General features: G+C 69.0%; 19 protein-coding genes and 1 riboswitch. Of the genes, 14 read left to right on the top strand and 5 right to left on the bottom strand.

Annotated elements, in window-relative coordinates; all coding sequences use genetic code 11:
- Positions 1-190: 190 nt before the first annotated feature.
- The 10 genes from ACGFZA_RS30545 to ACGFZA_RS30500 all read left to right on the top strand — a co-directional run bounded on the left by ACGFZA_RS30545 (position 191) and on the right by ACGFZA_RS30500 (position 10,254).
- Complete coding sequence (locus tag ACGFZA_RS30545) at positions 191-799, top strand: CDP-alcohol phosphatidyltransferase family protein (RefSeq protein ID WP_393683319.1); 609 nt, start codon at positions 191-193, stop codon at positions 797-799.
- A gap of 112 nt (positions 800-911) precedes the next feature.
- Positions 912-3,407, top strand: coding sequence for a sugar phosphate nucleotidyltransferase (locus tag ACGFZA_RS30540; RefSeq protein ID WP_385286744.1), 2,496 nt, complete (start codon positions 912-914; stop codon positions 3,405-3,407).
- Between the two features lie 153 nt (positions 3,408-3,560).
- Positions 3,561-4,484 carry a DUF881 domain-containing protein gene (locus tag ACGFZA_RS30535; RefSeq protein WP_385286742.1) on the top strand — a complete coding sequence of 308 codons (924 nt, stop codon included), beginning with the start codon at positions 3,561-3,563 and terminating at the stop codon, positions 4,482-4,484.
- Positions 4,481-4,813 carry a small basic family protein gene (locus ACGFZA_RS30530; RefSeq protein ID WP_003970459.1) on the top strand — a complete coding sequence of 111 codons (333 nt, stop codon included), beginning with the start codon at positions 4,481-4,483 and terminating at the stop codon, positions 4,811-4,813. Before ACGFZA_RS30535 ends, ACGFZA_RS30530 begins: the two co-directional genes overlap by 4 nt.
- 5 nt (positions 4,814-4,818) lie before the next feature.
- Entirely contained in the window at positions 4,819-5,607 is a 789-nt protein-coding gene (locus ACGFZA_RS30525; RefSeq protein ID WP_393683316.1) for a DUF881 domain-containing protein, read from the top strand.
- A 190-nt stretch (positions 5,608-5,797) separates the two neighbouring features.
- A complete protein-coding gene (locus ACGFZA_RS30520; protein ID WP_385286738.1) occupies positions 5,798-6,586 on the top strand; it encodes an FHA domain-containing protein in 789 nt (262 codons plus the stop codon).
- Between the two features lie 41 nt (positions 6,587-6,627).
- Positions 6,628-7,371, top strand: a complete 744-nt coding sequence (locus tag ACGFZA_RS30515) for a MerR family transcriptional regulator (RefSeq protein WP_393683314.1) — start codon at positions 6,628-6,630, stop codon at positions 7,369-7,371.
- A 53-nt stretch (positions 7,372-7,424) separates the two neighbouring features.
- Entirely contained in the window at positions 7,425-7,898 is a 474-nt protein-coding gene (locus ACGFZA_RS30510; RefSeq protein WP_006123076.1) for a bifunctional nuclease family protein, read from the top strand.
- 166 nt (positions 7,899-8,064) lie between these two features.
- On the top strand, positions 8,065-8,682 hold the full coding sequence (locus ACGFZA_RS30505) for a MerR family transcriptional regulator (RefSeq protein WP_385286734.1): 618 nt from the start codon (positions 8,065-8,067) through the stop codon (positions 8,680-8,682).
- 93 nt (positions 8,683-8,775) lie between these two features.
- Positions 8,776-10,254, top strand: a complete 1,479-nt coding sequence (locus ACGFZA_RS30500; protein ID WP_393683311.1) for a DNA polymerase IV — start codon at positions 8,776-8,778, stop codon at positions 10,252-10,254.
- Here ACGFZA_RS30500 and ACGFZA_RS30495 read toward each other — a convergent pair.
- Positions 10,179-10,547, bottom strand: a complete 369-nt coding sequence (locus ACGFZA_RS30495) for a PRC-barrel domain-containing protein (protein WP_385286731.1) — start codon at positions 10,545-10,547, stop codon at positions 10,179-10,181. The two genes, ACGFZA_RS30500 and ACGFZA_RS30495, sit on opposite strands and share 76 nt — an antisense overlap.
- A 113-nt stretch (positions 10,548-10,660) precedes the next feature.
- Positions 10,661-10,757, top strand: a riboswitch (glycine riboswitch).
- Between the two features lie 193 nt (positions 10,758-10,950).
- On the opposite strand from ACGFZA_RS30495, the gene gcvP reads away from it, so the two are divergent.
- Entirely contained in the window at positions 10,951-13,836 is a 2,886-nt protein-coding gene (gcvP, locus tag ACGFZA_RS30490) for an aminomethyl-transferring glycine dehydrogenase (RefSeq protein WP_393683309.1), read from the top strand.
- Between the two features lie 91 nt (positions 13,837-13,927).
- On the opposite strand, the gene ACGFZA_RS30485 is transcribed toward gcvP, so the two are convergent.
- Both ACGFZA_RS30485 and ACGFZA_RS30480 read right to left on the bottom strand, forming a co-directional pair.
- Entirely contained in the window at positions 13,928-14,134 is a 207-nt protein-coding gene (locus ACGFZA_RS30485) for a DUF5999 family protein (protein ID WP_326735000.1), read from the bottom strand.
- A gap of 322 nt (positions 14,135-14,456) precedes the next feature.
- A complete protein-coding gene (locus ACGFZA_RS30480; RefSeq protein ID WP_385286727.1) occupies positions 14,457-15,050 on the bottom strand; it encodes a hypothetical protein in 594 nt (197 codons plus the stop codon).
- A 481-nt stretch (positions 15,051-15,531) separates the two neighbouring features.
- Here ACGFZA_RS30480 and ACGFZA_RS30475 point away from each other — a divergent pair, with 481 nt between their 5' ends.
- The gene (locus ACGFZA_RS30475; protein WP_393683306.1) at positions 15,532-17,037 is read left to right on the top strand and encodes a glutamate-cysteine ligase family protein; all 1,506 of its coding nucleotides are present in this window, start codon (positions 15,532-15,534) and stop codon (positions 17,035-17,037) included.
- Between the two features lie 188 nt (positions 17,038-17,225).
- Here ACGFZA_RS30475 and ACGFZA_RS30470 read toward each other — a convergent pair whose 3' ends face one another.
- Positions 17,226-19,013, bottom strand: coding sequence for a substrate-binding and VWA domain-containing protein (locus ACGFZA_RS30470; protein WP_393683304.1), 1,788 nt, complete (start codon positions 19,011-19,013; stop codon positions 17,226-17,228).
- Between the two features lie 184 nt (positions 19,014-19,197).
- Here ACGFZA_RS30470 and ACGFZA_RS30465 point away from each other — a divergent pair, with 184 nt between their 5' ends.
- Entirely contained in the window at positions 19,198-19,977 is a 780-nt protein-coding gene (locus ACGFZA_RS30465) for a CPBP family intramembrane glutamic endopeptidase (RefSeq protein ID WP_385286721.1), read from the top strand.
- Between the two features lie 64 nt (positions 19,978-20,041).
- On the opposite strand, the gene ACGFZA_RS30460 is transcribed toward ACGFZA_RS30465, so the two are convergent.
- Positions 20,042-20,863: a PhzF family phenazine biosynthesis protein gene (locus ACGFZA_RS30460; protein WP_393683302.1), complete on the bottom strand. Its 822-nt coding sequence runs from the start codon at positions 20,861-20,863 to the stop codon at positions 20,042-20,044.
- Between the two features lie 166 nt (positions 20,864-21,029).
- Here ACGFZA_RS30460 and ACGFZA_RS30455 point away from each other — a divergent pair, with 166 nt between their 5' ends.
- Positions 21,030-21,650: a PadR family transcriptional regulator gene (locus tag ACGFZA_RS30455; protein WP_385286716.1), complete on the top strand. Its 621-nt coding sequence runs from the start codon at positions 21,030-21,032 to the stop codon at positions 21,648-21,650.
- Positions 21,651-21,720: the final 70 nt, after the last annotated feature.

Here is a 21,720-nt window from a genome sequence, read left to right as displayed (position 1 = left end):
TACTGCAGGGGGGACCCTGTGGGAGAGTAGGACGCCGCCGAACTCCTTTTATGAAAAGCCCCGTGCCCTTGTGGCACGGGGCTTTTCTGCGTTCCCGGGACGTTCCCGGCACCCCTGTGTACCTGCCGGCCTCGGCTGAAGGTAGGGTCAGGGGGCATCATTGGCACGTTCTTTCACAGGAGGCCCCCGGGTGGAGGTCCAGGAGACTCGCGTTCAGACGGACCGGGTCCTCACCATCCCCAACATCCTCAGCATGGCTCGCCTCGTCGGCGTACCTGTCTTCCTGTGGCTGATTCTCCGTCCCGAGTTCGGCGGGCCCCAGAGCGATGACTGGGCACTGCTGGTCCTGATGTTCAGCGGTGTGAGCGACTACCTCGACGGTAAGCTCGCGCGCCGCTGGAACCAGATCAGCAGCCTCGGACGGCTGCTTGACCCTGCTGCCGACCGTCTCTACATCCTTTCCACGCTTGTCGGTCTGACCTGGCGGGAGATCCTCCCGCTCTGGCTCACCGCTGCGCTCCTCGCCCGTGAACTGATGCTTCTCGTGATGGTGGGAATCCTCCGCCGTCACGGTTATCCGCCGCCGCAGGTGAACTTCCTGGGCAAGGCGGCCACGTTCAACCTGATGTACGCATTTCCCTTGTTGCTGCTCAGTGACGGAGGTGGTTGGCTGGCAACGTTGGCCACCATTTTCGGATGGGCGTTCGCAGGATGGGGTACAACACTCTACTGGTGGGCAGGGATCCTCTACGTGGTTCAGGTCCGCCGGCTGGTCAAGGCGGATGCAGTAGCCGATTGAGCTCGTTGATGCGGTGCCGCGCAACGTGGCCGGCCCGCGGCTGATGACACAGATGCTGCCCTGACGGGCGAAGTCGGCTAGACCGTCGTCTCTTCAAGGAGGACGTTCCGACATGAAGGCCGTCGTGATGGCAGGTGGTGAAGGCACTCGCCTTCGCCCCATGACCTCGAGCATGCCCAAGCCGCTCCTGCCCGTGGCCAATCGGCCGATCATGGAGCATGTGCTACGGCTGCTCAAGCGGCACGGGCTGAATGAGACGGTCGTGACCGTCCAGTTCCTTGCCTCGCTCGTGAAGAACTACTTCGGTGACGGCGAAGAGCTCGGTATGGAGCTCAGTTATGCCAACGAGGAGAAACCCCTCGGTACCGCGGGCAGCGTGAAGAATGCCGAAGAGGCACTGAAGGACGACACGTTCCTGGTCATTTCCGGTGATGCGCTCACCGACTTCGACCTGACCGACCTCATCGCCTTCCACAAGGAAAAGGGCGGACTGGTCACCGTCTGTCTCACCCGCGTCCCGAATCCCCTGGAATTCGGGATCACCATCGTGGACGAAGCGGGCCAGGTCGAACGCTTCCTGGAGAAGCCGACCTGGGGGCAGGTCTTCTCGGACACCGTCAACACGGGCATCTACGTCATGGAGCCCGAGGTGTTCAACTACGTGGAGGCCGATGTCTCCGTGGACTGGTCCGGTGACGTCTTCCCGCAGCTCATGAAGGAAGGCAAGCCCATCTACGGCTATATCGCCGAGGGCTACTGGGAGGACGTCGGCACGCACGAGAGCTACGTGAAGGCGCAGGCCGACGTGCTGGAGCGCAAGGTCGACGTGGAGATCGACGGCTTCGAGATCTCCCCCGGGGTATGGGTGGCCGAAGGTGCCGACGTGCACCCCGACGCCGTGCTGCGGGGGCCTGTGTACATCGGTGACTACGCCAAGGTCGAGGCCGGCGTGGAGATCCGGGAGCACACGGTCATCGGATCGAACGTCGTCGTGAAGAGCGGCGCCTTCCTCCACAAGGCCGTGGTGCACGACAACGTGTACATCGGTGATCACAGCAACCTGCGTGGCTGTGTGATCGGCAAGAACACCGACATCATGCGCGCCGCCCGGATCGAGGACGGGGCCGTCATCGGCGACGAATGCCTCGTCGGCGAGGAATCGATCATCCAGGGCAATGTCCGTGTCTATCCCTTCAAGACCATCGAGGCCGGTGCGTTCGTCAACACCTCGGTGATCTGGGAGTCGCGCGGACAGGCGCACCTCTTCGGCGCGCGAGGAGTGTCGGGGATCCTGAACGTCGAGATCACGCCGGAACTGGCCGTCAGGCTGGCCGGAGCGTATGCGACGACGCTGAAGAAGGGCTCCACGGTCACCACGGCACGTGACCACTCCCGTGGCGCCCGGGCACTGAAGCGCGCGGTCATCTCGGCCCTTCAGGCCAGCGCCATCGACGTTCGCGACCTCGAGAACGTTCCGCTGCCCGTGGCCCGCCAGCAGACCGCACGCGGGAGCGCCGGCGGCATCATGATCCGTACCTCGCCGGGTGTGCCCGACTCCGTCGACATCATGTTCTTCGACGAACGGGGAGCGGACCTCTCCCAGGCGCGGCAACGCAAGCTGGACCGGGTCTATGCCCGGCAGGAGTACCGCCGGGCCTTCCCCGGAGAGATCGGTGACCTCCACTTCCCGTCGAGCGTCTTCGACTCGTACACGGGCTCCCTGCTGCGGAACGTGGACACGGCGGGGATCTCGGACGCCGGGCTCAAGGTAGTGGTCGACGCATCCAACGGGAGCGCCGGACTGGTGCTGCCGAGCCTGCTGGGACGGCTCGGTGTCGATGCGCTGACCATCAACCCCGGCCTCGACGAATCCCGGCCGACCGAGTCGGCCGAGACCCGCAGGTCCGGGCTGGTTCGGCTCGGAGAGATCGTCTCGTCGGCGAGGGCGGCGTTCGGTGTCCGGTTCGACCCGGTCGGTGAACGGCTCTCGCTCGTCGACGAGCGGGGCCGGATCGTGGAGGACGACCGGGCCCTGCTGGTCATGCTCGACCTCGTTGCCGCGGAGCGTCGTAGCGGCCGGGTGGCACTGCCCGTGACCACGACCCGCGTGGCCGAGCAGGTCGCGGCGTACCACGGCACTCAGGTCGAGTGGACGATGACGTCGCCCGACGACCTGACGCGGGTGGGACGCGAGGAAGGCACCATTTTCGGTGGTGACGGACGCGGCGGGTTCATCGTTCCCGAGTTCAGCAGTGTCTTCGACGGTTCCGCAGCGTTCGTGCGGCTCATCGGGCTGGTCGCGCGAACACAGCTCACGCTCAGCCAGATCGACGCGCGCATCCCGCGTGCGCATGTGCTGCGGCGTGACCTGGCGACCCCGTGGGCCGTCAAGGGGCTGGTGATGCGACGCGTGGTCGAAGCGGCGGGAGACCGCAACGTGGACACGACGGACGGTGTCCGGGTCGTCGAGGCCGACGGGCGCTGGGTGATGGTGCTGCCGGACCGGGCCGAAGCGGTCACCCATCTGTGGGCCGAAGGGCCCGACGACGCCTCGGCCCAGGCGCTGCTGGACGAATGGTCCACGATCGTCGACAGCGCAGGTCAATGAGGTGAGCGGAGGCCGGGGCGGGTGAGCGGCGCCGCCCCGGCACCCGGACGCGGCCCGTTTTCGGCGATGGGGCCGGCGGACTCGCGCGACCGTATCCCGGACATCGGTGGGGCCATTCGGCGGTAGGCGCTGCGACATGCGACGATGTGCGGCATGTCGCAGCAGCCCCCCGATCGGAGTAGCGCCTCGCCGCCCCCGCGTCCCGACGCGTCCATGTCGCTGCTGACCAACGTGATGGACCACAGTCTGGACGACGGATACGCCGAAGCGGCGGCGCGTCGCAAGGCCGACGGGCGTACGGGGATGCCCCGGACCCTCAAGGCGAAGCTCGGCTTCGCGGCGTGTCTGGTGCTCGCAGCGCTTGTCGTGACGCTCGGGGCCGCGCAGGCGCGGGTCGCCGCGCCGGTCCTGGCCAAGGAGCGCGAGGAGCTCATCGACCGGATCGACGCGGAGACGGCCGCGGCCGACACCCTCGAAGCGCAGGTGGAGGAGATCCGCGACGACGTCGGCAGGCGTCAGCGCAAGGCCCTGGAAGAGCATGGCGGTGACCAGACCGAACTGGTGGCCCTGCTCTCCGGGGCGACACCGGTACAGGGCCCGGGCGTGAAGCTCGTCGTCGATGACGCCAAGGACACCGACCAGGGCGGCGGCGGACCGCGGGAGAGCAGCGGGTTCTCCGACACGGGGCGGGTCCGCGACCGGGACATGCAGCGGGTCGTCAACGGCCTGTGGCAGTCCGGTGCCGAAGCCATCGCCATCAACGGACAGCGTCTGACCGCCCTGTCGGCGATCCGCGCCGCGGGCGACGCCATACTGGTCGACAACAAGCCGCTCGTGCCGCCGTACACGGTGCTCGCGGTGGGGAACGGGAAGAAGCTCGGCGCCGCCTTCCAGGACAGTGCCGACGGCCAGTACCTGCAGGCGCTCAAGGACACCTTCGACATCCGGACGAGCATCTCCGTCCAGGACAAGGTGAGCCTCCCGGCTGCCCCCAGCCTGATCGTACGGACAGCAGAGCCTTATAAGGCCGCAGACACCGGCAGTGGTGCGGCAGACACAGGGAAGGGCACATCGTGATCGCCGTACTGGGCCTCGTCGTCGGAGTCGTGGTCGGACTGTTGGTCCGGCCCGAAGTGCCGGCGGTGGTCGAGCCCTACCTCCCGATCGCGGTCGTGGCCGCTCTGGACGCCGTCTTCGGCGGTCTGCGGGCGATGCTCGACGGCATCTTCGTCGACAAGGTCTTCGTGGTCTCGTTCCTCTCGAACGTGGTCGTGGCCGCGCTGATCGTCTTCCTGGGGGACAAGCTGGGCGTCGGAGCGCAGCTCTCCACCGGTGTGGTCGTCGTCCTCGGTATCCGGATCTTCTCCAACGCCGCCGCGATCCGCCGGCACGTCTTCCGGGCCTGACGCCGATGAGCAACGACGCATTCAACGAGGACCGCGAAGAGCCCGGCGAGCGGACCGACGGAACTCCCGAGGAACTGACCGGGCGTCAGCGGCTGATGGACGGCATCTGGCCGCCCCGGGTCACCCGTGCCCAACTCATCGTCGCGGTGCTGCTGTTCGTACTCGGCCTGGGGCTGGCCATCCAGGTGCGGTCGAACAGCGACAACAGTGCCCTGCGTGGTGCCCGCCAGGAGGACCTGGTCCGCATCCTCGACGAGGTGGACGACCGTACGCAGCGGCTGGAGGACGAGAAGCAACGTCTCGTCGACCAGCGCACGGAACTGGAGAACAGTTCCGACCAGGCGGAAGAGGCGCGGAAGCAGACGGTGGAGAAGGAGCGTCAACTCGGCATCCTCGCGGGTACCGTGGCGGTGCACGGTCCCGGCATCACTCTCACCATCAACGACCCGGGGGACGCGGTGCAGGCCGACATGCTGCTCGACGCCCTGCAGGAGCTCCGGGCGGCCGGCGCCGAGGCGATCGAGGTCAACGGCGTGCGCGTAGTGGCCAATACGTACTTCTCCGGGGACGGCGGAGCCGTCAAGGTAGACGACCACAAGATCTCGGCCCCGTACGTCTTCAAGGTCATCGGCAAGCCGCAGGATCTGGAACCGGCTCTGAACATCCCCGGCGGTGTGGTGCAGACGCTGGAGAAGGAGCAGGCCACCGTGCATGTGGCGCAGTCGGACGACATCGTCATCGACGCCTTGCGACCGGCGGAGCGGCCTGACTACTCTCGGTCGTCCGCCCAGTGAACCCTGGCCGCGGGGGTATGGGGGGACATGGGCTGGTCGTTGCGGGGGGTCGCCGCATCGTAATGGTGGTGCGTGGTGGAAACTGTCGAGTGGCTACGGACGTTGTGAAGATGTCCGGGTCGGCAGGTGTGTTCATTCAGGGTTCGTCCTGCCCCACGGGCGGGTCTGTTTCGGTCAAGGGGAATCGCCCGTGAAGTTGTTTGGGAAGTTGTTCGGCAAGAGCGCTCGCGATGAAGCCGCACGCCATCGCGCGCCGCGCCATGGCCAGGCCGAGGAGCAGGGCGGCGAGCGTCCTCTCTTCCGCGATCAGGTGGCGGGTTCGGGGGGTGACAATCCGGGTGGTTCCGGCGCGTCGTCTGTTGACCCTGCCGGTGCCGGCCGCATAGGTTTCGGAGAACCGTCAACCTCAAGTACGGGTGGAGGGTTCGCCCCGAGGCAGGAGGCTCCGTCCATGCCGGTCTGTACGAGGTGCGGGCATCGCAATGCCGAGGCCAGCCGTTTCTGTTCCAACTGCGGCGCGCCGCTGCGGGGCGGGATCCCCGAGCGCGCCTCGGAGACGACGTCGACCATCTCCATCTCCGGTCTGGAGGCCTACGAGGCGGAGGCGACCGGACAGACGTCCGTGCCGTCGCTCTCTCCCGAGGCCCAGGCTGCCGTGGACGCCCTGCCGCTCGGCTCGGCGCTCCTGGTGGTGCGACGGGGGCCCAACTCGGGGAGCCGCTTCCTTCTGGACAGCGAGCTGACCACGGCGGGCCGCCACCCGCAGAGCGACATCTTCCTCGACGACGTGACGGTTTCGCGTCGGCACGTGGAGTTCCGCCGGGGCACCGACGGCAGCTTCACCGTGGGGGATGTGGGCAGCCTCAACGGCACCTATGTCAATCGTGAGCGCATCGACTCCGTCCCGCTGTCCAACGGCGACGAAGTGCAGATCGGTAAGTACCGGCTGGTCTTCTACGCAAGCCAGCGCGGCATCTGACCCGGCCCCCGACCCCGTCGGGGGGACCCCCAGGAAGGTCCATGCTGAGAACACCGACGGGCGGTGCCGGACACGGCACCGCCACCGCCGACGACCGCCCGATGAGCATCGGCACGGTTCTCCTGCAGCTGCGGGACGAGTTCCCCGAAGTCACCATCTCCAAGATCCGCTTCCTGGAGGCGGAGGGGCTCGTCGAGCCGCAGCGGACACCTTCCGGCTACCGGAAGTTCCGTCCCGACGACGTCGAGCGGCTCGGTCAGGTGCTCCGGATGCAGCGGGACCACTATCTTCCGCTGAAGGTCATCCGGGAGCACCTGGACGCCCTCGCCCGCGGTGAACAGGTCGCCCTGCCCTCCCCTGGCGGCGAGCGGGACCTGGTGGACGGCAGCTGGACCTGTGGTCCGGGACGGGCCACCGCGGCCCGTATCGGCCGCGCCGAGCTTCTCGCAGCCGCCGAGGTCACGGAGAGCGACCTCGACGCGTGGGAGTCCTACGGTCTGGTCGCACCGGCGGCCGAGGGCGGCTACGACGCCGAGACGGTCACCATCGCCAGGCTTGTGGCGGATCTGGGGCGATTCGGTCTGGAACCGCGTCATCTCCGGGCGATGCGAGCGGCCGCGGACCGTGAGGCCGGCCTGATCGAGCAGGTGGTCGCGCCCCTGCGCCGGCACCGGAATCCGCAGACCAGAGCACATGCCGAGGCCACCGCGAGGGAGCTTGCCGAGCTCTCCGTACGGCTGCATTCGGCCCTCGTCCAGGCCGCTCTGCAGATCCGTCTCCACTGATCCCGGTGGGGCCCGACTACCCAAACCTGCCGAGCACGTCCTAGGGTTGCTGTGTGAACGAGCTCGACGTTGTGGGTGTCCGGGTGGAAATGCCCTCCAACCAACCGATCGTGCTCCTGCGTGAAGTGGGAGGCGACCGGTACCTCCCCATTTGGATCGGTCCTGGTGAGGCGACCGCGATCGCCTTCGCCCAGCAGGGCATGGCTCCTGCCAGGCCGCTGACCCATGATCTCTTCAAGGATGTGCTCGAGGCCGTCGGCCAGGAGCTCACCGAGGTCCGGATCACGGATCTGCGAGAAGGGGTCTTCTACGCGGAGCTGGTCTTCGCCAGCGGGGTCGAGGTGAGCGCGCGGCCTTCCGACGCCATAGCGCTCGCCCTGCGCACCGGCACGCCGATCTACGGCAGTGACGGGGTGCTCGACGATGCGGGAATCGCGATTCCGGACGAGCAGGAGGACGAGGTGGAGAAGTTCCGCGAGTTCCTCGACCAGATCTCACCGGAGGATTTCGGTACGAACAGTCAGTGACGTCCCAAGGGGCTGCGTCAGCGCATCCGGCAAGCCTTTCCCGTTCGTGAGTCACGGGAAACCACCCTCAGGGTGATTATCACTCGGCGTGCCGAGTGTGGCGATCGTTGACGCACCCCGGGTGACTGCCTACCTTCGAGTGGGCAGGTCAAGGACGGAGGTCGGCGTGAGAAGCAGCGGCGACGGTACGGCAGTGGGTGGGCCGTATCCGCAGCAGGGGAGTACAGCCGGCCACACCATCAGGCAACCGGCTGCGCCGGATGCGGTGGCGGGGGACGGCGTGACATCGGCCAACGAGATCGGCTACCGGGGCCCGACGGCGTGCGCGGCTGCGGGGATCACCTACCGGCAGCTCGACTACTGGGCCCGCACCGGCCTGGTGGAACCGAGCGTCCGCCCGGCCTACGGGTCGGGCACGCAGCGGCTCTACAGCTTCCGGGACGTGGTGCTCCTGAAGATCGTGAAGCGATTCCTCGACACCGGGGTGGCACTGCAGAACATCCGCACCACGGTGCAGCACCTGCGGGCCCGCGGTTTCCAGGATCTCGAGCGCATGACGCTGATGAGTGACGGAGCGACCGTCTACGAGTGCTCCTCGCCCGCCGAGGTCGTCGAGCTGCTCCAAGGGGGCCAGGGCGTCTTCGGTATCGCCGTCGGGGTGGTGTGGCGGGACGTGGACGCCGCGCTGTCGCAGCTGCACGGGGAGCGCGTGGACACCGGCGAGACACTGATCGGCAACAACCCCGCCGACGAGCTCGCCCGTCGGCGCAACCGGGCGGGCTGACCGGACGGACGAACGGCCACGCCCCGGAATTCCGGGGTGCGGCCGCCGTTGCGCCAGGGCGGCTGTCAGTGCCGTAGGGCACCATCGATTGATGTGAGAGCCGCGCCCACCATCCTGCATCTGGACATGGATGCCTTCTACGCCTCTGCCGAGCAGGCGGCGAAGCCGAGTCTGCGCGGCAAACCGGTCGTGGTGGGCGGGCTCGGGCCCAGAGGAGTGGTCGCCACCGCCTCGTACGAGGCGCGGCGTTTCGGGGTGCACTCGGCGATGCCGATGGCGCAGGCCAGACGGCTGGCGCCGAACGCGGCCTACCTCGTGCCGCGCTTCACGCTCTACCGCACGGTGAGCGACCAGGTCATGGAGCTGCTGGGCCGCCTCTCGCCCCTCGTGGAGCCGCTCAGCCTCGACGAGGCCTTCGTCGACCTGGAGGCGGGCGGGACCGCGGACGACACGGCCTCGGCCCTGGAGATCGGCGAGCAGCTGCGCGGGGCGATCGAGGCGGTCACGGGGCTCAGCGGCTCGGTCGGGCTCGCAGGCTCCAAGATGCTGGCGAAGATCGCCTCCGAGGAGGCGAAGCCCGACGGAATCCTGCTGATAGAGCCGGGCACGGAGCGGGAACTGCTCGCACCCATGACGGTGCGCACCCTGCCCGGCGTCGGGCCCGCCACCGCGGACCATCTGCGCCGCGCCGGCATGACCACGATCAACGACCTGGCCGAAGCGGGCGAGGCGGAACTCGTACGGCTCCTGGGCAAGGCGCACGGCAGCTCTCTGCATCGGATGGCCTTCGGTTACGACGACCGGCCCGTGGTCGCCGAGCGCGACGCGAAATCGGTCTCGGTCGAGGACACCTTCGACACGGACCTGCACGACCGGGTCCGTGTCAGGGCCGAGGTGGAGCGGCTTGCCGACCGCTGCGTGCAGCGGCTGAGGGCCGCCGGCCGGTCGGGGCGCACGGTCGTGCTGAAAGTGCGGCGCTACGACTTCTCGACCCTCACGCGCTCCGAGACACTCCGCGGGCCCACCGACGACCCCACAGTCGTGAGAGAGGCCGCTGCGCGGCTTCTGGAGTCCGTGGACACGACCGGAGGCGTGCGGTTGCTGGGCGTCGGCGTCACCGGCCTCGCCGACTTCACCCAGGAGGACCTGTTCGCCCAGGCGGCTGGTGAGCGGACGGCCGCCGAGCTCCCCGGACACGCCGAGGCGGGTGCGGACCCGGGTGCGGAAGACGCCGAGCGGACGGAGGGCGGCGAGCAGGCGGGCCCGGAGACCGTCCAGGAGAGTGCCGAGCAGCTTGCCGCGCGGCGCTGGCCCGCGGGGCACGACGTCCGCCACGGCATCTACGGGCACGGCTGGGTGCAGGGGAGCGGGGTCGGGCGGGTGACGGTGCGGTTCGAGGAACCGGAATCGGCGCCCGGCCGGGTCCGCACGTTCCGTATCGACGATCCGGAACTGCAGCCGGCCGATCCGCTGCCGCTCGTGCGGGACCCGGTGGACTACTCGTCCTGGCCCGCCAGTCTGCCGAAGTCGCGGTCGGGGGCGCTCTCGCCGGGCGCCGAGTCCAGACCGTAGTGCCGGTAGAGCTGAAGCTCCTGTTCCGGCGAGAGATGGCGACCGACCCCGAAGTCGGGTGCGTCCTTGATCAGGGCCCGGTCGAAGGGGATGCGCAGCGTGTCCTCGACGAATTCGCTGGGCTCCAGCGGGACGAAGGCGTCCCGGCTGAACAGCCCGGTGCGCACGGCCGCCCACTCGGGCACACCGGTCGCGTCGTCGAGATACACCTCGTCCACGGTTCCGATCTTGGTGCCCTTGCGGTCGAACGCCTTGCGGCCGATCAGGCTGCGCGGATCGATGTCGGTCTGCACGGTCCCTCCCTTTGGTCGCGGCTACTCCACAGGCACTACAGAAGAGCAGATTCGTGGGGTTGGCCACTCGAGATCTCTGCCGGGTACCCCGCTGGTAGGCTGGCCATGGCTGCTGACCCCGTGCGGGAGAGTCCTCCGGAGAAGTTCCGGAGGCGCCGAAGGAGCAAATCCTCCCCGGAATCTCTCAGGCCCCCGTACCGCACGGACGAGGTCACTCTGGAAAGCAGGGCGGGTTTCGCATGGCCTCGGCCGGACCGGACCCCACCCTCACCGACGGTGAAAGCCGGTGCGCCCCGCGGGCACCGGTGAAGCTCTCAGGTTGAGATGACAGAGGGGGAGGCCGTTCGGGCACCCCGCGCCGTGGTGCCCCTCGCAGGTCGTGACAGACCAGGAGGCCTCCATCATGACCCCCCGTCGCACTTCGCTCTCCCAGCTCGAACAGGGCATCCCGTTCGAGCAGCGCCACATCGGGCCCGATGCCGAGGCCCAGGCGAAGATGCTCGCCCAGGTCGGTTACGGCTCACTCGACGAGCTGACCGCCGCCGCGGTTCCCGATGTGATCAAGAGTGCCGAAGCCCTGAAGCTGCCGGACGCCCGGACCGAGGCCGAGGTCCTTGCCGAGCTGCGCCTCCTGGCCGACCGCAACCAGGTCCTGGCCCCGATGATCGGGCTCGGCTACTACGGCACGTTCACCCCGCCGGTGATCCTCCGCAACGTGATGGAGAACCCCGCCTGGTACACGGCCTACACGCCGTACCAGCCCGAGATCTCCCAGGGCCGCCTCGAAGCCCTCCTGAACTTCCAGACGATGGTGGCCGAGCTCACCGGGCTGCCCACCTCCGGCGCCTCCCTGCTCGACGAGGGAACCGCCGCCGCCGAGGCCATGGCGCTGGCGCGGCGCGTCGGCAAGGTCAAGAACGGCGTCTTCCTGGTCGACGCGGACTCCCTGCCGCAGACCGTCGCGGTCATCGAGACCCGCGCCGAGCCGACCGGGGTCGAGGTCGTCGTCGCCGACCTCAGCGACGGCATCCCGGCCGAGATCGCGGAGCGGGGCGTCTTCGGCGTGCTGCTGCAGTACCCGGGCGCCTCCGGCGCCGTGCGCGACATCAAGCCCGTCATCGAGCAGGCCCACGAGCTCGGCGCGATCGTCACCGTGGCCGCCGATCTGCTCGCCCTCACCCTGCTCACCTCGCCCGGCGACCTGGGCGCGGACATCGCGGTCGGCACCACGCAGCGTTTCGGCGTCCCGATGGGCTTCGGCGGACCGCACGCCGGCTTCATGGCCGTACGTGAGAAGTTCGCACGCAGCCTCCCCGGCCGCCTGGTGGGCGTCTCCGTGGACGCGGACGGGAACAAGGCCTACCGGCTGGCCCTGCAGACCCGCGAGCAGCACATCCGCCGCGAGAAGGCCACCAGCAACATCTGCACCGCCCAGGTGCTGCTCGCCGTGATGGCCGGTATGTACGCCGTGTACCACGGCCCCGACGGACTGCGGACGATCGCGCGGCGCACCCACCGCTACGCGGCCATTTTGGCCGAGGGGCTGCGTGCGGCCGGTGTCGACGTGGTGACCGGCGCCTACTTCGACACGCTCACCGTCCGGGTCCCGGGCAAGGCTGCCGCGGTGGTCGCCGACGCCCGTGACCGCGGGGTCAACCTCCGGCTCGTCGACGGCGACCTGGTCTCGCTCGCGTGCGACGAGACCACGACCCGCGCGCAGGTCGCCGCAGTCTGGGCCGCTTTCGGCGCCGAGGGCGACATCGAGGCGCTGGACGCCACGACCGCCGACGCGATGCCGGAGGGTCTGCTGCGCGGCGACGCGTTCCTGACCCACCCGGTCTTCCACCAGCACCGTTCCGAGACCGCGATGCTGCGCTACCTGCGCAAGCTCGCCGACCGTGACTACGCGCTGGACCGCGGCATGATCCCGCTCGGCTCCTGCACGATGAAGCTGAACGCGACCGCCGAGATGGAGTCGATCACCTGGCCCGAGTTCGGCGCGCTGCACCCCTTCGCACCGGCCGAGCAGGCCGAGGGTTTCCTGACGCTCATCCGTGAGCTGGAGGAGCGCCTCGCGGAGGTCACCGGCTACGACGCCGTCTCCCTCCAGCCGAACGCCGGATCGCAGGGTGAGTTCGCGGGGCTGCTCGCCGTCCGCGCGTACCACCGCGCCAACGGCGACGAGGGCCGGACCGTCTGCCTGATCCCGTCCTCCGCCCACGGCACCAACGCCGCGAGCGCCGTGATGGCCGGGATGAAGGTCGTCGTGGTGAAGACCGCCGACGACGGCGAGGTCGACATCGAGGACCTCCGAGCCAAGATCGCGCAGCACCGCGACGAGCTCGCTGTGCTCATGATCACCTACCCGTCCACCCACGGCGTCTTCGAGGAGCATGTCGCCGACATCTGTGCCGAGGTGCATGACGCCGGCGGTCAGGTGTACGTCGACGGGGCCAACCTCAACGCTCTCGTCGGCCTGGCCAAGCCGGGTCACTTCGGCGGCGACGTCTCCCACCTGAACCTGCACAAGACCTTCTGCATCCCGCACGGCGGCGGCGGTCCCGGCGTCGGTCCCGTCGGTGTGCGCGCACACCTGGCGCCGTACCTCCCGAACCACCCGCTGCAGCCCGCCGCCGGTCCTGAGACCGGCGTCGGGCCCATCTCTGCCGCTCCGTGGGGCTCGGCGGGAATCCTTCCGATCTCCTGGGCCTACGTACGCCTGATGGGTGGCGAGGGCCTGAAGCGTGCGACGCAGGTCGCCGTACTCGCGGCCAACTACATCGCCAAGCGCCTGGAGCCGCACTACCCGATCCTGTACAACGGCCCGGCGGGCCTGGTCGCGCACGAGTGCATCGTCGACCTGCGCCCCATCTCCAAGGCGACCGGCGTCAGCATCGACGACGTGGCCAAGCGCCTCATCGACTACGGCTTCCACTCGCCGACCATGTCGTTCCCGGTCGCGGGGACGCTCATGATCGAGCCGACCGAGAGCGAGAACCTCGCGGAGCTGGACCGCTTCTGCGACACGATGATCGCCATTCGCGGCGAGATCGAGAAGGTGGCCTCGGGCGAGTGGAGCGCGGAGGACAACCCGCTGGGCAACGCGCCGCACACCGCGGCCGCGCTGGGCGGGGAGTGGGAGCACGCCTACAGCCGGGAGGTGGCCGTCTTCCCGGCCGGGGTCTCGGCCGCCGACAAGTACTGGCCGCCGGTGCGCCGGATCGACGGTGCGTTCGGTGACCGCAATCTCGTCTGCTCCTGCCCGCCGATGGACGAGTACGACAACTGAGCCGTGACGTCGGAACACAAGGCGTGACGCGGACATGCGTGGGGGCCGGTGCGGAGAATTCTCCGGGCCGGCCCCTTTCCGTACCGGCCGCTCAGGCCGCCTTCACCACCCGGCCCGTTTCCAGCGGCCGGTGCGGGGCGATGATCTGCCCGTCCGGCAGCAGCTCACCGGTGTCCTCGAAGAGCAGGACGCCGTTGCACAGCAGGCTCCAGCCCTGTTCCGGATGGTGCGCCACCAGACGGGCGGCTTCCCGGTCGGCTGAGTCGGCTGTCGGGCAGGGTGGCTGGTGCTGGCACATGGATGGGTTCTTTCGCTGCGTTGAGTTGAGTGTCCTGCGGCTTGAAGAGGTGTTCACGGCCGCCCCCCCGTATCGATCGGTCCGGTCCCAGTGTTGCCCCACGGGCGTCGATCCGCAGGGATTTCGCAGCAGCACTTCGTCTCCTCTCATGACGCATCACCCGCCCGGACGGTTCAACGCAACTGCACTGTCCCTTCGGGTGGTTCGGGGTGGCCGAATGGGGCTAGTCCGGATGGGCACGAGTGCCCCCCACTTGATGGCGCTGTGCCCCGCCACCGATCCGGTGGCGGGGCACAGCGCCATCAAGTGGGGGAGCCGGGAATCAGGCGGGGGAGCCGAGCAGGGGGCCGGGGCCGGGTGCGATACGGGTGGTGATCACGGGGAGCAGATCAGCGACCCGGTGCGGACGGTGCGCCGCGATGCCCGGTGGGGCGGGAGCCAGCGGTACCAGCAGATCGGCCGGGTCCGGGGACCCGACGGAGGCGTCGGCCGCGATGTCCCCGTGCAGCCACAGCGCCAGCATGTAGAGCTCGGGAATGGACAGCAGCCGCGGCTGGTAGGGCGTCGCCGCCGCTTCCGCCTGACGCAGGGCGAGTTCGGTCGAGGCGATGTACGGGCCTTCGAAGAAGTGCGAGAAGGCCCAGCCGTCGGGGGTGAGCATCGTGTCCGCCGCGGCGACGGGCCGCTCCGTGCTGCGGATCAGGAAGCGCCATCCGGCGAGCCGAGTGGTCGGTGCGAGCCCGTCCGTGCCTCTTCGGTCCAGTACGTGGACGGGAAGCGGGTGTTCGGGGCTCAGTGGCCCCTGGGCGGACCGCAGAGCGGGAGTGCGGGCCTCGCGGACCGCGGTGGGTGAACCGAGCGCCGCGAGAACGCTGCGCAGAGCGGGCGCGGGAGCCGGGGGTACATGCAGCGGCATAGTGGGTCGCCTCTCACTTCGGAGACACGGTGGAGCGTGGGTGGGTGCAGACGGCGCTGTCGGCGTGCGGGGCCAGAGGAGGCCGGTGACTGGGCCGGTGCGTCAACTCTCTGCCTCGTCCGCGGAGTTTATACGACACGTGTTCACGCGGTGTTTCCACTAGCCGCCACGGCTATTGCCGGCAAGGCGGTATCCGGACTCAATTATGCGGAGATTATGCTGATTCGGTGCGAGCGGCACAGCCACCGCCTCGGGTTTTTCCCGCGACGCGGTAGGCCGAAACGTGCCGACGCATTCCCTGTATGCCGAACGGGGAATCTGCGCACTGTGTCATGCCGAGTGAATGTGCCCCGGGCCTCGGTCATCAGATTAGCGGGTACGCGACGTCGGCGGGGCGTTATGGATCTCGCTGTCTGGGCATTATCGATCGTGACGCGAGCGGCCTGGGCCGCGGGCTGCCCACTCGAGGAGGGATACTTCGATGGGGGAGAAGGTCGTAGCGGGCGCGTTCGACCTGTCCGACCGGCAGAAGTACCGGAGGAAGCTGCAGCAGTGCCTGGAGGGGCTGGGGAGGCTCCTGGAGGAGCGGAGGTTCGACCGGCCCCGCAACCTCATGGGCATGGAGATCGAGCTGAACCTGGCCGGTGCCGACGGTATGCCGAAGATGTTGAATGGGCAGGTTCTGGATCGCATCGCGAGCGGAGATTTCCAGACGGAACTGGGGATGTTCAATCTTGAAGTGAACATAGTTCCCCACAATCTTTCAGGCCGCGTTCTGGACCAGCTGGCCGAAGAGCTGAGGACCGGTCTCGGATATGCCGACCGCAAGGCCGCCGAGGTCGACGCCGGGATCATGATGATCGGAATACTTCCCACTCTTGGGCGTGAGGACATGGTCCGGTCCAACCTCTCGGACGTGGACCGCTACGCGCTGCTGAACGATCAAATGGTGGCGGCGCGCGGCGAAGATTTCTCCCTGGATATCGAAGGCGTGGAGAGACTGGTGTGCACCTCCGGTTCGATCACGCCGGAGGCGGCCTGCACCTCGGTGCAGCTGCATCTGCAGGTGACTCCGGAACGCTTCGCGGACGTGTGGAACGCGGCCCAGGCCGTCGCGGCGGTTCAGGTGGCCATGGGCGCCAATTCCCCCTTCCTGTTCGGCCGGGAGCTGTGGCGCGAGTCGCGGCCGCCCCTCTTCCAGCAGGCCACGGACACCAGGCCGCCCGAACTCCAGAACCAGGGGGTGCGGCCGCGGACGTGGTTCGGCGAGCGGTGGGTCGATTCGGTGTACGAGCTCTTCGAGGAGAACGTCCGCTACTTTCCCCCTCTGCTGCCCATCTGCGACGAGGAGGACCCGCTGCGGGTCCTCGACGGCGGCGGGGTGCCGCGGCTCCAGGAGCTCGTCCTGCACAACGGCACGGTCTACCGGTGGAACCGTCCGGTGTACGGGCTCGCGGACGGCGTCCCGCACCTGCGGGTGGAGAACCGGGTGCTGCCCGCGGGCCCGACCGTCGCCGATGTGATCGCCAACACCGCGCTCTACTACGGACTTGTGCGGGCTCTCGCGGAGGAATCCCGTCCGGTGTGGACGAGGATGCCCTTCACCGCCGCGGCCGAGAACTTCGAGACCGCCTGCCGCCGGGGCATCGACGCGGAACTGCTCTGGCCCCGGCCCGGACGCTCCGGCGGGCTGACCCGGGTGCCGGCCGTCAAGCTCGTGCGGGACGAGCTGCTGCCCCTGGCCGCCGCGGGACTCGAAGCCTGGAACGTCGAGCCCGCGGACCGGGACCTCTACCTGGGAATCATCGAGGAGCGCTGCAGGCGGCGGGTGAACGGGGCGTCCTGGCAGGCGGACACCTACCACCGGGCACGGGAGGCCGGGCAGGGGCGGGCCGAGGCGCTCGCCGGCATGACCCGGCGGTACGCCGAACTGATGCAGGACGGTGAGCCCGTACACACCTGGCCGGTGGACCGCCCCGCCCGATGAGCGCCAGGGGCGGCCGGCCGTCCCGCAGCCGCTCCGGGCACGCGACGCCGGTGACCTGCCGCATGGACGTACCGTGCACCGGAAAGCTCCGTCCCGGACGCGCCCTGCTCCCGCGCGGGGTACTCCCACGGTGGCCGCGGGAGTACCCCGCTCCGGCCGTGCGCCCACCAGGGATCACGCGACAGCCCTTACTCCCCGGCTGCGCCGCCGCTCTGTCCTGCGGTCATGACGGCCTGGAGGATCACCGCCTGGATCTCCGCCGGGTCGTTGACCTGATAGCCGCCACCGCCGGTCACCTTCGCTATCTCGTTCACCTCGTCGCGGTCGGCGTCGGGGCCTACCGCGATGGCGAGCAGCGGAACGGGGCGCTCCGGGTCGGTGATCTTCTTCAGTTCGGCGATCAGGGCGGAGCGGGAGATGGACTTCTCATCCTGGTTCGAGCCGTCGGTGAGGATCACGACAGCGTTGAACTTGCCCTTCACGTAGGTGCGCTGCGCCTCCTTGAAGGCGGCCAGCGCGGTGTCGTACAGACCCGTCGCGCCGTCGGGCACGGGCTTCAGCGCGGCGAACGCCGCGGCGAGCTTCTCGCGGTGCGTGCCGCCGCCCTTGGCCGGGTCGCCGAGCCGCGCGGTCGGGACCAGACTGCGGTAGTCCTTCTCGCCGTCGAGCGTGGTGGCGAACTCCCAGAGGCCGATCTCGTCGTTCGGGGTGAACTGGTTGAGCGCCTGGATCAGGGACGCCTTGGTGACGTCCATCCGGGACTGGTTGCGGCCGGGCACGATGGTGGCCATCGACCCCGAGGCGTCGACGACGGTGGTGAGCCGCGCGCTCTGCACGGTGATCGTCCACATGCCGAGCGTCTCCTGCAGTGTCTCGTCCGAGGGAGCCACCCCGGGAGACGTGGCGTACGGCTGGGGCGACTTACCGCCGGCCGAGGCGACGAGCCCCTCGTCCGCCGTGCCGTCGACGGTGCGGAAGCCGTGCGCGTTCAAGGTGCGCTGCGCGGCGTCCTCGGACAGCAGGGTCATGAACCGCAGCGCTGCCCGGCTCTCGTCCGTCGACTGCTCCTCCTCGTTGACCAGGGTGAACGGGTAGTTGAGGAGCGGAGCGCCGTCCTTGGGATAGAAGAGGTCGAGCTTGCCGCCGTCCGTCGACTCGGCGTTGTGGGCGAACGCCGCCTGTTCGGAGAGAAGCACCGCCTGGTTGCGTGCCGGATTGCCCTCCTCCGCACCGGAACCGTCCTGGGGCAGTGTCTCGACGACCTGGGTGTCGCCGTCCGACATCCGCTGGGCGAGCAGCTTGGCGGTGGCCGCGGCTCTGGTGTCGCTGTCCCCGCCCAGCTTGTCGGACGAGATTCCGATGCTCGTCAGCGCGAGCAGCCCCGTGGCACTGCGTGCCGGGTCGGCCGAGCCCAGACGCACCTTGTCGGACTCCATGGCCGCGGCGGTCAGTTCCGCCCAGGAGTACTTCTTCTCCGGCCAGCCGAGACTCTTGGCGGCGGAGGGCACCATGGCGAGCGTCACCGGTGAGGAGGCGATGGAGTCGCCCGGAGTGATCGGGACGGCGTCTCCCGTGCCCTTCGCCCGGTTCAGCCAGAGATCGGAGTCGGGGAGCCACATCTGGTAGTCCGGCGCGCGGGTGCCGCGCGCGAGCGCGTCCGCCACCTTGTACGAGTCACGGGCCACCACATCCACGTCCACGCAGCGGCCGTCGGATCTCAGATCGTCCTTGCGCGCCTTGTCGGCGACGGCACGCACGGCGGGGGCGATGTCCGGTGAGGTCATCATGGACAGGTGCACAGCGGTGTCCTCGCAGGACTTCGAGAACGAAAGCAAGCCGCCCTGTGCCGCGACCGCCGTTCCCGCGGCCACGGCGAGAACGAGCATGGTGGCGATGGCCACGGTGCGACGGCGACGCGGTGGACGGTCCCCGCTTCCGTCCGTGGCGTAGTCGTCGGGCAAGCTGTGACGTCCCATGTCGGTGGTGCCCCTCCTTGAGGATGAACAAGGAAAAGGGGGACCACACCATCGGCAATGGTGCTCGTCCCCCGGCCTGTCGCGCATGATCTTCGTACCTGCATTCGAGACCCTAGCGGGACGGGGAGCGGCATGGGACGTGAATGCACAACTGAGGGCAGGTGTACAGGTGGAGGTGGGGCGAGTGGCTGATTCTTTTCCTCAAGAGGCCGTCTCACGAAGGATCTTGCGGTCCGAGACCGTGTTGGTGCTGGCCCTCTCGCTGGGAGCCAGCGGGGTGTCTGCCCTGATCAGTTTTGTCGGATCCCTGACGAAACCAGGGGGTTTGAAGGATCAGGCGGCCACGCTCAACAGCTCCTACGCGCCGGGACGTCCATGGCTGGATCTCGCCTGGCAGCTCTTCGGGATCACGACGGCACTGGTGCCCGTCGCTCTGGTGGCGCATCTGCTGATCAGGGAGGGGGCCGGGCTGCGGGCCATCGGCTTCGACCGGACCCGGCCGGGGTCCGACCTCGGGCGCGGGGCGTTGGTGGCGGCGGGTATCGGAAGCGCGGGTCTGGCCTTCTACCTGGTCGCCCGGGCCGCCGGTTTCAACCTCACGGTCGTTCCCGAGTCGCTGCCCGACGTGTGGTGGAAGTTCCCGGTGCTGATCCTGTCGGCGATCCAGAACTCCGTGGTGGAGGAAGTGATCGTCGTGGGATATCTGCTGCGCCGGCTGGGGCAGTTGGGCTGGACCCCGATGGCCGCGCTGGTGGCCAGTTCGGTTCTGCGCGGCTCCTACCACCTGTACCAGGGCGTCGGAGGATTCATCGGCAACATGGTGATGGGCGTCGTCTTCGTGCTGCTGTACCGCCGCTGGCAGCGGGTGGGGCCGCTGGTCGCCGCGCACGCCCTGCTCGACATCGGCGCGTTCGTCGGCTACGCGCTGCTCGCCGGGAAGGTGGGCTGGCTGCCGACGCCGTGAGCAAGGGGGTGCGTGTCCGGGGAGGGGGTGTGCGGGACGAGCCGCACACCCCCTCCCCGCGTCGTCACAGGGTGACGAGCAGTTCGCCGTCCACGACCGTCACCGCGCGGCCGGTCAGCAGCGTGCGGTCGGCGCGCAGCGACGTACGGACCAGCCCGGACCGGGCGGACACCTGCAGGCCTGTCAGCTCGTCGCGGCCGAGCCGGTCCGACCAGAACGGCGCGAGCGCGGTGTGGGAGCTGCCTGTCACCGGGTCCTCGTCGATGCCCACGGCGGGAAAGAAGCCTCGGGAGACGAAGTCGTAGCCGCCGTCGGGGGCGTCGGCGGCGGCCGTCGCGATCACACCGCGGCGGGAGAGGGCGGCCAGCGCCGCGAAGTCCGGGGCGAGTGCCCGCACGGTCGCCTCGTCGGCCAGCTCCACGAGCAGGTCACCCACGTGCGGACCGGTGTCGTGCACGGACACGGGCTCCGCGCCCAGGGCGGCGGCCAGCCCCCGGGGCGGCGCTTCGGGCGTCAGTGGCGCGGTGGGGAAATCGAGTGCGATCGAACCGTCCGGCGCCGTGATCGAGGTGAGGATCCCGCACCGGGCGGCGAAGCGCACCGTGCCGCTCGCGGCCGACGTGGTGTGCAGGACATGGGCCGTGGCAAGGGTGGCGTGGCCGCACATGTCGACCTCGGTGGTCGGGGTGAACCAGCGCAGCGCCCAGTCGGCGGCTCCGCCCGGAGGCAGTGGGTGGGCGAACGCGGTCTCGGAGTGGTTCAGCTCCGCGGCGATCTGCTGGAGCAGGCTGTCCTCGGGAAAGCCCTCCGGGCCCAGGAGCAGGACGCCCGCCGGATTGCCGGAGAAGGGGCGGTCGGTGAACGCGTCGACGATGCGAATCCTCATGATCCGACGCTAGGGGCGCGGCAAAGCCGCAGGCCAAGGCCAATTCCGTTTGGGTGGCTCGAAAATCCGGAGCAAGGGGTTTGCCAGGCGACCGGTTCCGATATATCGTTGACGCATCGCGACAGTATGCGATGTGTCAAAGATCTATACGAGAAGGAGTACGGTCATGCGTTCACATGGACACGAGCACGGACATGGACACGGTCATGGGCACGGCCCCTGCGGGCCCGGCCAGCACGAGCGGGGGGACTTCGAGGGGCGTCGGGCGGCCTTCGGGCAGTTCGGCCCGCCGTTCGGCGGTGGTGGTCCCTTCGGTGGAGGGCGCGGCCGCGGCGGCGGCCGGGGAAGGGCGCGGCGCGGTGACGTGCGTGCGTCGATCCTCGCGCTGCTGAAGGACCGGCCGATGCACGGTTACGAGATGATTCAGGAGATCGGCGAGCGCAGTGGCGGGGCCTGGCGGCCCAGTCCGGGCTCGGTGTACCCGACCCTTCAGCTGCTGGAGGACGAGGGCCTGATCGTCAGTGCGAGCGAGGGTGGCAAGAAGTTGTTCACCCTGACCGACGCCGGCCGTACCGAGGCGGAGTCGGGGGCCGACGCGCCCTGGGAGGAAGCCGGGCGCGGCGTCGACTGGGAGAGCCTCAACGAGGTCCGGCAGGCCGGTTTCGGCATGATGGAGGCGTTCGGCCAGGTCTGGAAGACCGGCTCGCCCGACCAGCGCGAGAAGGCGCTGTCGGTGATCAACGAGGCCCGGAAGAAGCTCTACCTCATCCTCGCCGACGAGGGCTGAACCGGCGGTGGGACAGCAGGGAGAAGGTGTGCCGAAGGGCCCCGCGGCGTTGTCGCGGGGCCCTTCGGTG

This window comes from Streptomyces sp. NPDC048211 (assembly GCF_043202315.1).
Classification (GTDB): domain Bacteria; phylum Actinomycetota; class Actinomycetes; order Streptomycetales; family Streptomycetaceae; genus Streptomyces.
The sequence above is the reverse complement of the archived record's forward strand: the minus strand, read 5'-3'. Positions and strand labels throughout refer to the sequence as shown.